This window comes from Chryseobacterium sp. G0201, from assembly GCF_003815655.1.
GTDB lineage: Bacteria > Bacteroidota > Bacteroidia > Flavobacteriales > Weeksellaceae > Chryseobacterium.
The window spans coordinates 1,166,786-1,181,036 of the sequence record NZ_CP033917.1 but is presented as its reverse complement, the minus strand read 5'-3'; the positions used below and the strand labels follow the sequence as shown (position 1 = coordinate 1,181,036).

The following is a 14,251-nucleotide window of genomic DNA, read 5'->3' as shown; positions in this document are numbered from 1 at the left end:
AACCCAAATTTATTTTACAAACCTTACGGTTATTTTTGCATATTTTTCGCTTCGATGCTTAAAGTAGCATGAGGAACAGCCAATAATCTTTCTTTAGGAATCAGCTTTCCTGTTACTCGGCAAACACCGTACGTTTTATTCTCAATTCTGATTAAAGCATTTTTAAGATCGCGTACGAATTTTTCCTGTCTTCCCGCCAAAATTGAGTTTTGTTCCTTGCTTAATGTCTCCGCTCCTTCTTCAAAAGCTTTGAATGTTGGAGAAGTATCATCCGTCCCATTATTCTGGTCGTTGATGAAACTTTCTCTGATCAGCTGTAAATCCCTCTCAGCTTTTTCTATTTTTTCTTTAATGATCGCTTTAAACTCTTGTAAATCAGAATCATTATATCTTACTCTTTCGTCTGACATGTTCTTTTCTCTTTTTTAATAAAATTATGAAATGGAATTTGAAAAACAATAACTATATGTTAATTTTTTTCAACATTTATCTTAAAATTAACCTCATCTATTTCGATTTCGTTAAAATTTGAAAGTGAAGATACAATTTCTATTTTATTTGACAAGACCTCTGATGAAATATATTCTTCATTTTTCTTAATATCATTTAAGAAAGGCGAATTTTCTTCTACAAAGATGTTTATTCTGTCTGTCAAATCGAAATTTTTATCTTTTCTGATGTTTTGAATTCTGTTGATAAACTCTCTCGCAACGCCTTCAGATTTTAACTCATCTGTTAGTGTCAAATCTAATGCCACAGTTGTTTTTCCGTCAGAAGTTACTGTCCATCCCGGAATATCTTTTGTTGAAATTTCAACATCAGCAAGGGTAATTTCGTAACCTTGAACGTCAATTTTTCCTTCTTTTTCTAAACCTGAAATTTGTTCTGCAGTAAGATTTGAAATCTCTCCTCCGACCACTTTCATGTCTTTTCCAAGCCTTGAACCTAATGTTTTAAAGTTCGGTTTTATTTGTTTTACAATTAAATGTGATGCTTCTTCGGCATTTATTAACTGTAATTCTTTAACATTTACTTCTTGTTTTATTAACTCTCCAACAGCTAAGATTTGTTCTTCCGTTTTTTTATCTAAAACAGGAATCAAAACTTTTTGTAAAGGCTGACGAACTTTTATGTTTTCCTTCTTTCTTAAAGAGAAAACCATACTTGTAATGTTTTGTGCTAAATGTGTTTTTTCAACCAAATCCTGATCAATCAAACTTTCATCAGCAACAGGGAAATCTGTTAGGTGAATTGATTCTGCATTATCTTTTCCTGTTACTTTATTTAAATCCTGATACAACTGATCCATAAAGAACGGAGCGATTGGCGCAGATAATTTGGCAATAGTTTCCAGACAAGTATATAAAGTCTGGTAAGCAGAAATTTTGTCGTCAGAGTAATCTCCTTTCCAGAAACGTCTTCTGCATAATCTTACGTACCAGTTACTCAAGTTGTCATTCACAAAAGTGTTGATCACTCTTGCAACTCTTGTTGGTTCGTAATCTTCGTAGAATGCTTTTACTTCTTTAATTAATAAATTTAATTCAGACAAAATCCATCTGTCGATTTCCGGTCTGTTTTCAATGTCTTTTTCAGAATAATTGAATCCGTCAACATTCGCATACAACGCAAAGAACGAGTATGTGTTGTACAGTGTTCCGAAGAATTTTCTTCTCGTTTCATCAATTCCTTCGATGTCGAATTTCAGGTTTTCCCAAGGATTCGCATTCGAAACCATATACCAACGCGTAGCATCAGGTCCGTAAACCGCTAATGTTTCAAACGGATCAATTCCATTTCCTTTGGATTTTGACATTTTCACCCCGTTTTTATCCAAAACAAGTCCGTTACTCATTACATTTTTATAAGCAACTGAATCAAAAACTGCTGTTCCGATCGCATGAAGCGTGTAGAACCATCCACGAGTCTGATCAACGCCTTCCGCGATGAAATCTGCTGGGAATGCTTTATGATTGTCAATTAATTCTTTATTCTCAAAAGGATAATGTAACTGCGCATACGGCATCGAACCTGAATCGAACCAAACGTCGATTAAGTCACTCTCACGATTCATTGCTTTTCCTGAAGCTGAAACTAAAACAACTTTATCAACAATATTTTTGTGCAGATCAACCAAAGAATAATTTTCTTCAGACATATTTCCGATCTCAAAACCTTTGAAAGGATTTTCTGTCATGAAGCCAGCTTCGATAGATTTTTCGATCGCGTTGTATAATTCTTCTATAGAACCGATGATGATTTCTTCTTTCAAATCTTCAGTTCTCCAGATTGGTAATGGGATTCCCCAATATCTTGAACGAGATAAATTCCAGTCGTTTACATTTTCCAGCCAATTTCCGAAACGTCCTTCTCCGGTTGATTTCGGTTTCCAGTTGATTCCTTTGTTTAAATCAACCAATCTGTCTTTTACAGCGGTCATTTTTACAAACCAAGAATCTAATGGATAATATAAAAGTGGCTCATCAGTTCTCCAGCTGTGTGGGTAACTGTGAACGTATTTTTCTACTTTAAAAGCTTTATTTTCTTTTCTTAATTTTAAAGCAATTCTTTCGTCAACAGAAAGATAATTTTTTAAATCTGCGATGATCGATTTTAATTGTTCTTTCTGAATGTTGAATTCTGTATTTTTTTCATCGTCATTCAGATATTCTGCTTTTACATATTCGTTAGCAAAACCATAGATTTCATCATTTACTAAAGATAAAAATCTACCTTGTAAATCTACCAGAGGAACCGGATTTCCGTTTTCGTTTAAAACCAACATTGGCGGAACTTCAGGAGTAGCTTCTTTAGCTACTTTTGCGTCATCAGCACCAAAAGTCGGCGCCGTATGAACGATACCTGTTCCATCTTCTGTTGTAACAAAATCTCCTGAAATTACTCTGAAAGCATTTTCCGGATTTTGGTAAGGTTTAGCGTAATCTAATAATTGTTCATATTTAATTCCAACCAAATCAGCACCTTTGAATTCTGCTAGAATTTTGTAAGGAATGACTTTGCTTTCCGAAGTATAATTGGCAAAATCCTCATCTGTTCCTTCACTATATTTTTTTGCAAACTGTTTTCCAACCAAAGCTTTTGCTAAAACCACATTAATCGGTTCAAAAGTATATTGATTTAAAGTTTTTACTAAAACATAATCGATTTTTGGTCCGACAGTCAAAGCTGTGTTAGAAGGCAATGTCCAAGGAGTTGTTGTCCAAGCCAAGAAATGTACATCTCCAAAACCTTGTAAAAATGAAGGCAATGTTTCCGGCAATGTCTTGAATTGTGCAACAACCGTCGTGTCAGAAACATCACGGTAAGCCCCGGGCTGATTAACTTCGTGCGAAGAAAGTCCTGTCCCTGCTTTCGGAGAATAAGGCTGGATCGTGTACCCTTTGTACAATAATCCTTTATCATACAATTGTTTCAACAACCACCAAACCGTCTCCATATATTTTGACTTATACGTGATATACGGATCTTCAAGGTCAACCCAATATCCGATTTTCTCGGTAAGGTTATTCCAAACATCGGTGTAGCGCATTACTGCTTCACGACAAGCTTTGTTGTAATCTTCAATAGAAATTTTTGAGCCAATATCTTCTTTAGTGATTCCTAATTCTTTTTCTACGCCTAGCTCCACAGGAAGTCCGTGTGTATCCCAACCCGCCTTACGGAAAACCTGTTTCCCGTTCTGGGTTTGATAACGACAGAAAATATCCTTTAATGCTCTAGCCATAACGTGGTGAATTCCGGGCATACCATTTGCTGAAGGCGGACCTTCATAAAAAACAAACTCAGGTTTCCCCTCACGAATCTCAACACTTTTATTGAAGGTTTTATTTTGTTTCCAAAATTCCGCTACATTCTCTGCTACGTCAATAAGGTTGAGGTTTTTGTATTCTTTAAATTGGCTCATTGTAATATCTCAATATCGTTGATTAATTAAGTTGGCAAATTTACTAAAATTTGTCGGTTTATAATATATGTTTTATTTTGAGATTTTGTATTAAAAAGTTCTGTTTCAGAAATATAAATGTTGAGATGTTTGAAATGTGAATTGTCAATGGTGAATGAGTGGATTTTTTTGAATAGGATTTTAAAAATTTCACAGTTTTTCATCAATAGGGGCGGGCTTTAGCCCGTTTTCAATTTAAATCAAATTCTATTGGCTTTAGCCAAAACTTAAATTTCTACTCATGCATATATTTTTAACGCAAAGTTTTAATTTAATAATAAACAGTTTTAAATGAGCAAAGAAGAATCAACAAGTTGATTTGATTATGGTTTGTTTTCTAGCTTCGCGCAGCAAATCTATTTGCCTTTGCCATCTGAAATTAGTAGTGTAATTAATAAAATCTTTGCATTTAAAATATAATCATCTGTGAAAATCCGTAAAATCTGGGGGAAATAAAAACAAAATTTTGTAATTTTAAAATACCACTTAAAACCATTTATATGAAAGCCTTTTCCCGATTGACATTTCTTTTTTGTTTTGTCAGCTACTTTACAATATTTGCCCAAAATAATTATCCTCAAAACTATTTTAGAAATCCTTTGAATATTTCCATCAACCTTGCTGCCAATTTCGGAGCCGTTCGTTCTAATCATTTTCACATGGGATTGGATATCCGCACCAACAGTCAGGAAAACTTGCCGGTCGTTGCTGCAGCAGAAGGTTATGTAAGCAGAATAAAAGTGGAGCGTTACGGTTTTGGAAATGCCGTGTATGTTACTCATCCGAACGGTTACACAACGGTTTATGCTCATTTGAATAAATATTTCGATAAACTCGATGAATTCGTAAAAGAACAACAATACAAAGACGAAAAATGGGAGCAGGATATCACTTTTTCTCCTAATCAGTTTCCTGTGACGAAAGGACAATTAATTGCTTTAAGCGGAAATACAGGAGGTTCTGCGGGGCCACATTTACATTTTGAAATCAGAGATACAAAAACGGAAGAATGTCTTAATCCTTTGTTGTTTGGATTTAATATTCCGGATAATATTGCACCAATCATTAGTGGATTATATTGGTATGACAGGCGTTTCAGTACTTACGAGCCAGGAGCTAATGGAATTGCTGTGAAAAAAGCTGGAAGTGTTTATACTTCGAATGTCACTCAAGTTAATTCTCCTCAAATAAGTTTTGCGATAAAAGCGGTGGATAAAGCCAATCAAGGTTTTAATCTGGGAATTTATGATGCTGAATTATTGATGGATGGAAAATTGATTTATAGTTTTAAAATTGATAAAGTACATTATGATGATACAAGATACATCAATGGTTGTGTAGATTATACGAAGTTTGTCAAAGATAAAATGAGTATTCAACATTTGTCAAATTTGCAGGGAATGAAATTGCCAAATTACAGTTCCGGCTCCGATGGAATGATCAATCTTCAGGATAACGAAATTCACAATATTGAAATAATTTTAAAAGATGTGAATGGGAATACAAGCCGATTAACAACAAAAGTTCAATTAAGCCAAACTTCAAATAAAGTTTCATCGAATGATAAAACTGTAATTCCCAATGAAGCAAAAACGATTAAAACAGAAAATGCAGAAATTAATTTAAGCAAAAATGCAGTTTATGATGCTGTAAATTTTAATATGTATGAAAAACCTGATGCAGAAGCTGTTTCAAATGCCATTGTTTTGAATAGCCCTTATATTCCGATTCATGATAATTATAATTTAAAAATCAAACCTAATAAAAAATTATCCAACGAAGAAAAAGATAAAACCGTCATAGAACTCAATTACGGAAATGATAAAAATATCATCAAAGCAAATTGGAGTGGCGATCGGGCAGAAGCGCAATTCAACAGACTCGGAACAGCAAGATTATTACTTGATAATTCTTCACCTTCTGTTTCTCCAAGCTGGAAAGAGGGGTCATTGGTAAATGGAAATTCATTACGATTAAAAGGTACAACAAAAATCGGTGACATTGAATCTTTCCGGGCAGAAATAGATGGGAAATGGCTTCGTTTTTCAAGAGTAAAGGATGATTTTGTTTATGTTTTTGATGAAAGATGTCCAAAAGGTTCTGGTTCTCACACATTGAAAGTCACAACTGTCAATACAGCAGGAAATGAGAATACGCAAACTTTTAGTTTTTCGAGATAATTTTATTAAACACAAATGACACAAATGTTTTCAGGAATAAACACAAAATTAAAACATAATCATCTGTGAAAATTTGTTTTAATCTGTGGTTAAAATTTAAGATCAAGCAATCTTTTAATTTTAATTAAATAAATTTGTCCTTTAAAAATAAAACCATTGGAATTCTATCCATCAATCGAAAAATCAGATATTCAGGAAATAAAAAAGTTTCAGGAGCAAAAACTTCAGGAGCTTTTAACTTATCTTGAAACCAATTCACCTTTTTATCAAAAATTATTCAAAGAAAACAACATCAATATTTCTGATATTCAGACGTTGGAAGATTTGCAAAAAATCCCGACGACAACGAAAAACGATATTCAGCAGAATAATGACGACTTTTTCTGCATCACGCCCGATAAAATTGTCGATTATAGCACAACTTCTGGAACTTTAGGCGATCCCGTAACTTTCGGATTGTCAGATAATGACCTTGAAAGATTGGCTTACAATGAAGCAATTTCATTTGTTTGTGCAGGAATTCAGAAAGGAGATGTTGTACAGATGATTACAACGATTGATAAAAGATTCATGGCTGGTTTGGCTTATTTTTTAGGGTTGAGAAAAATGGGTGCAAGCGTTGTCAGAATGGGTCCCGGAATTCCGGAATTGCAATGGGATTCAATTTTTAGATATAAACCAAAATATTTGATTACCGTTCCATCGTTTTTATTAAAAATGATAGATTATGCCGAAAAACATGGTGTAGATTATAAAAACTCCAGTGTTTACGGTACCGTTTGTATTGGGGAAAGTATCAAAAATCAGGATTTTACGGATAATATTCTTTCACAAAAGATCAAAGAAAAATGGAATATTAAATTATTTTCAACCTACGCTTCCACAGAAATGAGTACAGCTTTCACAGAATGCGAATTTCAAGTCGGTGGACATCAACATCCGGAATTAATTATCACGGAAATTCTTGATGATAATGGAAATGTAGTTCAAGAAGGAGAAAGTGGAGAATTAACCATTACAACGTTGGGCGTTGAAGCTCTTCCGTTGTTAAGATTTAAAACCGGAGATATTGTAAAAGCACATTACGAGCCTTGTAAATGCGGAAGAAATACAATGAGACTTGGTCCGGTTGTTGGCAGAAAGCAACAGATGATTAAATATAAAGGAACGACCTTGTATCCGCCCGCGATGAATGATATTCTGAATGATTTTAATAATATTTTGTGTTATCAGATCGTTATTCAGTCGAATGAAATAGGTTTGGATGAAATTATCATTAAAATAAGCACAAACAGCGAATCTCAAAACTTCGTCAATGAAGTGAGGGATCATTTCCGTGCAAAATTGAGGGTAAGTCCGAAAATTGAGATCATAGATTTTGATATTTTGTCTAAAACCGTTTTTAACCCAAACAGCAGAAAACCCATTACATTTATAGATTTAAGATAAAAGCTAAGCAAAAATTAACCATGAAAAAAACATTATTTCTATTCCTAATAACTCTTTCTGCTTGTTTAATGGCTCAGAGAGTAAAGGTAATTTCCGGAGATTATAATTTTTTAAAAGATCAAAAATTCGTTAAAGTTGTTTTCAAGTTTGAAGGAGTAACTTTTGGCAAGAAAAAAATTAGTGAACAGCAATATATTGCCGATAGAATGGAAGATATCGAAAAAGCTAGCGGTAAAGAGGAAGCTGAAAAATGGAAAACGGATTGGGAATATTCAAAAGACATAACTTTTCAGGAAAAATTTCTGGCATCTTGGAATAAAAACACGAAAATTGAAGCTTCTACGAAATTTGATAAAACAAAATATACTTTAATTGTGGAGCCAACCTGGATTTATCAAGGCTGGTTTGGTGCAATAATGAATGATCCTGCCCAATTAAATACTCGAATGACCTTTGTAGAAACCGAAAATCCTAGTAATATTTTGATGGTTGTTGAAGGAATAAAAGCAATCGGAGACAATGTGATCGGAATTCCAAATAACAATGACCGAATTGCAGAATGTTATGCAAAAACTTCAAAAATGTTTGCTTTAAAAGTAGACCATTATACTAAAAAATAGTACTTCTATAAAAACTTTAAAATAAAAATTATAAACTATGAAAAAATTATTTCTAATGCTCATTATGAGTGTTACTATGATTGTTAATGCCCAAGATCAGAGACTTACAATTACTGCCGGGAATTTTATTACTTTAAAAGATCAAACGGAAGTAAATGTAGAATTGAAATTTGATAATGTAACATTAATGAAAGAAAATTATACAGAAACTCAATATCTTGAAAACAGAAAAAGAGATCTTCTAGCAAATCCCAAAAGAGGAGAAGCTGGATGGCAGAAATGGAATGGTGAATGGCAAAAATATAAAGATGAATATTATGTAGACTACTTTGCAAAAGGATTAAATAAAGGATATAAAAATATTGTTTTTAAAAAAGGAAGTTCTGCAAAATATACTATATTACTGGATACAAAATGGGTTTATCCAGGCTGGCATGGAGGAATGGTTGGAATGACGGCTGAAATTACAGGAACAGTAAAGCTTATAGAAACAGATAATCCATCAAAGGTTTTAGCTGTAATTGAACTTAATAAATTTGATAAATACGTAAATAATAAAGAATTTGTTATGGAATATGGAAGAATTGCCGCAGCGTATGAAGCAATAGGAAAATATATCGGAAAGGATATCAAGAAAGGTGTAAAATAAAAACAAAAAGCGGTCTGAAAATTGTCAGACCGCTTTTTTTATGATTGTTCTTGTTGCTTCTCCATTTTGATGAGGTTCGCAAGATTTTTTATTACGGTGTCGTGCTTCTTGACGAAAGGATTGTCTTTATTCCAAACATATCCTGCCAAAACTGCACAGATTTTTCTCTTAACATCAGGGTTTTCCGGTTGATGGAAGAATAATTCCTGCAGATTTCCGGTGTACCATTCTTTCACGTAGGTTGTGAAAACATCAACACCGTATAAGATATAATCTGCAAATTCTTTTTGCCAGTCAATTTTTTCGCCATTTAGCTGTCTTAAAGCCAGTTTTGCAGCAGTCATTCCGCCTTCTGTTGCAAAAGCCATTCCTGATGAGAAAACCGGATCTAGGAATTCCGAAGCATTTCCTGTCAATGCAAATCCGTCTCCGAATAATTTTTTAACCGAACAAGAATAATCTTTCAAATGTCTCGGTTCAAAAAGAAAATCTACATCACCAAAACGTTTTACATAATAATCAGAAAGAGAAATTGCTTTTCTCAACGCTTCTGCAGGATCTCCGTTTTCAGATAATTGATCAATGTATTCAGTCGGACCAACGATTCCTACACTCGTATTTCCATTCGAAAAAGGAATCACCCAAAGCCAGACTTCAGTTTCAATAATATCAAAGGAAATCAACGTTCCTTCCGTTCCTTCTTCTCTGTTAATATCTTCTACATGAGCAAAAATTGCTGAATGCGGAGACAGTTTTGAAGGTTTTTCTAAATCTAAAAGTCTCGGTAAAACTCTTCCGTAACCACTTGAATCGATGACAAATTTGGCATGGATTTCCTTTGTTTCGCCATTTTTATTTTTTACAGTTGTGATAGAATCTGTTCCGTTAAATTCAATACCAATCACTTCGGTTTCAAACTCAAGGTCAATGCCTTTATTAATAACTTCCTGAGCCAAAGTATTATCAAAATCAGCCCTCGGAACCTGCCAGGTCCAATCCCAGCCCTCACCGAATTTATCACCGAAATCAAAGATGCAAACTTCATCACCTCTTAAAAAACGTGCTCCCAATTTTTTCTCGAAACCCATTTTATCCAAAGCAGGAAAAAGTCCCGCTTCATCAAAATGATCCATCACTCTCGGAATTAAGCTTTCGCCTACAACCAATCTTGGAAATTTTGTTTTTTCGACAACTTTCACGTTGATATTGTTCTTCTTTAAGTATGAAGAAGATACGCATCCGGAAGGTCCAGCACCGATTACGAGAACATCAACAAATTCTTTGCTCATCTTTGATTTTTTATTTTAATAATAACTTATATCTTTGCCGCAAAATTAGTGACAATTAATTAATATTTTATAAAATTATCTACTATTACTTTTTAATTAATGAAAATAAATAGCTTTTTAGAACTGAAAGATTTTCAGAATATCGTCGTAAATAATGAAAAAATAGAACTGGATGATACACTTTTAGCCAGAGTGGATGCGAGTTTTCAGTTTTTAAAAGAATTTTCTAGAAACAAAGTGATATATGGTGTTAATACTGGTTTTGGGCCAATGGCTCAATTTAAAATCAGCGATGAAGATACTCACCAGTTACAATATAACTTAATAAGAAGCCATTCTTCAGGTATTGGAAATCCCCTGCCTCCAGAAGAAGTTAAGGCTTGTATGTTGGCAAGATTGAATACTTTGTCACTTGGGAATTCTGGAGTTCATCATTCGGTAGTTAATTTACTTAAAGAATTAATAAACAGAGATGTTACACCGCTGATTTTCGAACATGGAGGAGTAGGCGCAAGTGGCGATTTAGTCCAGCTAGCACACTTGGCTTTGGTTTTAATCGGTGAAGGTGAAGTTTTCTATAAAGGTGAAAGAAAATCCACAAAGGAAGTTTTTGAAATTGAAGGTTTAGAACCGATAAAAGTTGAGATCCGTGAAGGTCTTGCTTTAATGAACGGTACTTCTGTGATGTCAGGAATTGGTATTGTGAATGCATACAAAGCCAATCAATTAACTGAAATCTCGATTAAATTATCTTGTGCGATCAATGAAATCGTTCAGGCTTACGACGACCATTTATCGGAAGCTTTAAATGGAACAAAACTTCACGCAGGTCAGCAAAAAATTGCAGAAAGAATGCGTGCGCATTTGTCTGACAGTAAATTGATTAGAAAAAGAGAAGATCACTTATATACTCATTTTGAAGAGCAGGAAAAGGTTTTCAAGGAAAAAGTTCAGGAATATTATTCGTTAAGATGTGTTCCGCAGATTTTAGGACCTGTTCTAGATACGTTGGAATACACGGAGAAAGTTCTTGAAAATGAGATCAATTCAGCAAATGATAATCCAATTATAGACGTTGAGGGTCAACACGTTTACCACGGCGGAAATTTCCATGGAGATTATATTTCTCTTGAAATGGATAAGCTTAAAATTGTGGTGACAAAACTAACAATGTTGGCAGAAAGACAATTAAACTATCTTTTAAACTCAAAAATCAACGAAATTTTGCCTCCTTTTGTGAATTTAGGTAAATTAGGCTTTAATTTCGGGATGCAGGGCGTTCAGTTCACGGCGACTTCTACAACAGCGGAAAGTCAGATGTTATCGAATTCTATGTACGTTCACAGTATTCCAAATAACAATGATAATCAGGATATTGTGAGTATGGGAACCAATGCTGCCGTAATTTGCAGAAAGGTGATTGAAAATGCTTTTGAAGTATTGGCGATTGAAGCGATCACAATCATTCAGGCAATTGAATATCTTGATTTTAAAGATAAAGTTTCATCATCCACAAAAGAACTGTACGATGAAATAAGAAAGATCATTCCGGCGTTCTCAGATGATATGGTGATGTATCCATATTTGGAGGAAGTGAAGAAATATTTAAAAAAATAAGCAGTTTGAGGAGAACCCGAAGGGTTCAATAATAATAGCCGTAGGTAAAACCTATGGAAACATAAAACCATAATCTGGTAAAAACAACAACCAATGAAATGTGCAATTGTAACAGGAGGCTCTAGAGGAATCGGAAGAGCCATCTGTATAAAACTGGCAGAAGAGAAAAACTATCATATACTGATCAACTACACTTCAAACGAAGCTGCAGCAAGGGAAACTTTAGCTAAAGTAGAAGAATTGGGTTCTACAGGAGAAATTCTAAAATTCGATGTAGGAAATGCGGAAGAAACTTTAAAAGTTTTAGGAGAATGGCAGGAAAAAAACGCAGATTCAATCGTTGAAGTGATCGTGAATAATGCCGGAATTACAAGAGACGGATTATTCATGTGGATGCAGAGTGAAGACTGGAACGCTGTGATTAACACGAGTTTAAATGGTTTTTTCAACGTGACAAATTTCTTTATTCAAAAATTGTTGCGTAATAAATACGGCAGAATTATTAATATGGTTTCTGTTTCCGGAGTGAAAGGAACAGCAGGTCAAACGAATTATTCTGCAGCAAAAGGCGCTTTAGTCGGGGCTACAAAAGCTCTGGCTCAGGAAGTTGCGAAAAGAAATATCACCGTAAATGCGGTTGCTCCAGGGTTTATCAGAACAGATATGACGCAGGATTTTAATGAAAATGAATTAAAAGCAATGATTCCTGCCAACCGATTTGGCGAAGCAGAGGAAGTTGCAGATCTTGTTGCATTCTTAGCTTCAAGAAAATCTTCGTACATTACAGGGGAAGTGATTAATATTAACGGTGGAATTTACTCATAAAATCAGGTAGCAGATCTTAGGGAATAGCAAATAGCTGCAACCTAAAACCTAAAATCTAAAACCTAAAACCTAGAATTTTAAATGGAAAATAGGGTTGTAATTACCGGAATGGGAATTTATTCTTGCATCGGAACTTCTCTGGAAGAAGTGAAAGATTCCCTGTATCAAGGAAAATCCGGTATTGTTTTAGTGGACGAAAGGAAAGAATTTGGTTTCAGATCAGGCCTTACAGGCGTAGTTCCAAAACCGGATCTGAAAAGTCTTTTAAACAGACGTCAGCGCATCAGCATGGGCGAAGAAAGTGAGTACGCTTATGTCGCAACACTTAATGCGTTACAGCAGGCAGGCATAGATCAAGACTTCTTAGATAATAACGAAGTCGGAATTTTATACGGAAATGATAGTGTTTCTCAGGCAGTTGTGGAATCAATCGACATTGCAAGAGAGAAAAAAGATACGACTTTAATGGGTTCTGGCGCGATATTCAAATCGATGAATTCTACGGTTACCATGAACCTTTCCACAATATTTAAATTAAGAGGAATTAATTTGACCATTAGCGCAGCTTGTGCAAGTGGATCTCATTCGTTGGGATTAGCCTACATGATGATTAAGAGCGGAATGCAGGACATGATTGTTTGTGGAGGTGCTCAGGAAACCAACAAATATTCAATGGCGAGTTTTGACGGTTTGGGTGTTTTTTCGGTAAGAGAAAATGAGCCGACAAAAGCATCAAGACCTTTTGATAAAGATAGAGACGGATTAATTCCAAGTGGTGGAGCGGCATCTTTGATTGTTGAAAGTTTAGAATCTGCACAAAAAAGAGGGGCAAATATTCTGGCTGAAATCGTTGGTTACGGTTTTTCTTCAAATGGCGGACATATCTCAACTCCAAATGTTGATGGTCCGGCTCTAGCAATGAATAGAGCCTTGCAACAGTCTGGTTTACAGGTGAAAGATATTGATTATATTAACGCTCACGCAACTTCTACACCAATCGGAGACGCGAATGAAGCAAAGGCGATCTACGAAATTTTTGGAGGTGAAGTTCCTGTAAGTTCTACAAAATCTATGACAGGTCATGAATGTTGGATGGCGGGTGCAAGTGAAGTTATTTACTCGATTTTGATGATGCAAAATGATTTTGTAGCACCAAATATCAACTTGAAAAACCCTGATGATGAGGCAAAAAAGATAAATTTGATCGCCGAAACAAAAAGTCAAAAAATTGACGTATTTTTGTCGAATTCTTTTGGATTTGGGGGAACAAATTCGGCACTAATTGTTAAAAAATTTGAATAAAAACATGGAAAGGGAAAAAATTGTTGCGATCGTCAACGACTTTTTGGTTAATGAATTCGAGGTAGACGGCGATGAAATCAGCAATGAAGCAAACTTAAAAACAACTTTAGGCTTAGACAGCTTAGATTATATTGATATGGTTGTTGTGATTGAATCTAATTTCGGAGTGAAATTAGGGGAAGCAGACTTCAAGAAAATGGTCACTTTTGACGATTTTTATTCGACTATTCAAAACAAAATCACCGAGAAAAACGCTTAATTATTGATTAAACTTTACTTTAAAAATAAAACAATATACCAATTTAGCCGTTCATAAATGCTTATTTAAGCTTAATAAAATTGTTACACTGTTGAAT

At 34.5% G+C, this 14,251-nt stretch carries 11 protein-coding genes; 8 read left to right on the top strand and 3 right to left on the bottom strand.

The features are described from left to right. Window positions 1-29: 29 nt before the first annotated feature. Both EG348_RS05195 and ileS read right to left on the bottom strand, forming a co-directional pair. Complete coding sequence (locus EG348_RS05195) at window positions 30-410, bottom strand: TraR/DksA family transcriptional regulator (RefSeq protein WP_066754506.1); 381 nt, start codon at window positions 408-410, stop codon at window positions 30-32. A gap of 59 nt (window positions 411-469) precedes the next feature. Next, complete coding sequence (gene ileS / locus EG348_RS05190) at window positions 470-3,925, bottom strand: isoleucine--tRNA ligase (RefSeq protein ID WP_123981271.1); 3,456 nt, start codon at window positions 3,923-3,925, stop codon at window positions 470-472. Window positions 3,926-4,464: 539 nt separating this feature from the next. Here ileS and EG348_RS05185 point away from each other — a divergent pair. The 4 genes from EG348_RS05185 to EG348_RS05170 all read left to right on the top strand — a co-directional run bounded on the left by EG348_RS05185 (window position 4,465) and on the right by EG348_RS05170 (window position 8,862). Next, window positions 4,465-6,144, top strand: a complete 1,680-nt coding sequence (locus EG348_RS05185) for a M23 family metallopeptidase (RefSeq protein ID WP_123981269.1) — start codon at window positions 4,465-4,467, stop codon at window positions 6,142-6,144. A gap of 156 nt (window positions 6,145-6,300) precedes the next feature. Further along, window positions 6,301-7,593 carry a phenylacetate--CoA ligase family protein gene (locus tag EG348_RS05180; protein WP_123981267.1) on the top strand — a complete coding sequence of 431 codons (1,293 nt, stop codon included), beginning with the start codon at window positions 6,301-6,303 and terminating at the stop codon, window positions 7,591-7,593. Window positions 7,594-7,613: 20 nt separating this feature from the next. After that, complete coding sequence (locus EG348_RS05175) at window positions 7,614-8,213, top strand: hypothetical protein (RefSeq protein ID WP_123981265.1); 600 nt, start codon at window positions 7,614-7,616, stop codon at window positions 8,211-8,213. Window positions 8,214-8,250: 37 nt separating this feature from the next. Continuing rightward, on the top strand, window positions 8,251-8,862 hold the full coding sequence (locus EG348_RS05170; protein ID WP_123981263.1) for a hypothetical protein: 612 nt from the start codon (window positions 8,251-8,253) through the stop codon (window positions 8,860-8,862). 38 nt (window positions 8,863-8,900) lie between these two features. Here EG348_RS05170 and EG348_RS05165 read toward each other — a convergent pair whose 3' ends face one another. Continuing rightward, window positions 8,901-10,151: an NAD(P)/FAD-dependent oxidoreductase gene (locus EG348_RS05165; RefSeq protein WP_123981261.1), complete on the bottom strand. Its 1,251-nt coding sequence runs from the start codon at window positions 10,149-10,151 to the stop codon at window positions 8,901-8,903. A gap of 99 nt (window positions 10,152-10,250) precedes the next feature. On the opposite strand from EG348_RS05165, the gene hutH reads away from it, so the two are divergent. The 4 genes from hutH (at window position 10,251) to EG348_RS05145 (ending at window position 14,154) form a co-directional block, all read left to right on the top strand. Next, window positions 10,251-11,768 carry a histidine ammonia-lyase gene (gene hutH / locus EG348_RS05160; RefSeq protein WP_123981259.1) on the top strand — a complete coding sequence of 506 codons (1,518 nt, stop codon included), beginning with the start codon at window positions 10,251-10,253 and terminating at the stop codon, window positions 11,766-11,768. 93 nt (window positions 11,769-11,861) lie between these two features. Next, on the top strand, window positions 11,862-12,593 hold the full coding sequence (fabG, locus tag EG348_RS05155; RefSeq protein ID WP_123981257.1) for a 3-oxoacyl-ACP reductase FabG: 732 nt from the start codon (window positions 11,862-11,864) through the stop codon (window positions 12,591-12,593). 81 nt (window positions 12,594-12,674) lie between these two features. Next, window positions 12,675-13,895, top strand: a complete 1,221-nt coding sequence (locus EG348_RS05150; protein WP_123981256.1) for a beta-ketoacyl-[acyl-carrier-protein] synthase family protein — start codon at window positions 12,675-12,677, stop codon at window positions 13,893-13,895. Between the two features lie 4 nt (window positions 13,896-13,899). Beyond that, the gene (locus EG348_RS05145; RefSeq protein WP_066759632.1) at window positions 13,900-14,154 is read left to right on the top strand and encodes an acyl carrier protein; all 255 of its coding nucleotides are present in this window, start codon (window positions 13,900-13,902) and stop codon (window positions 14,152-14,154) included. The last annotated feature ends 97 nt before the right edge of the window (window positions 14,155-14,251 follow it).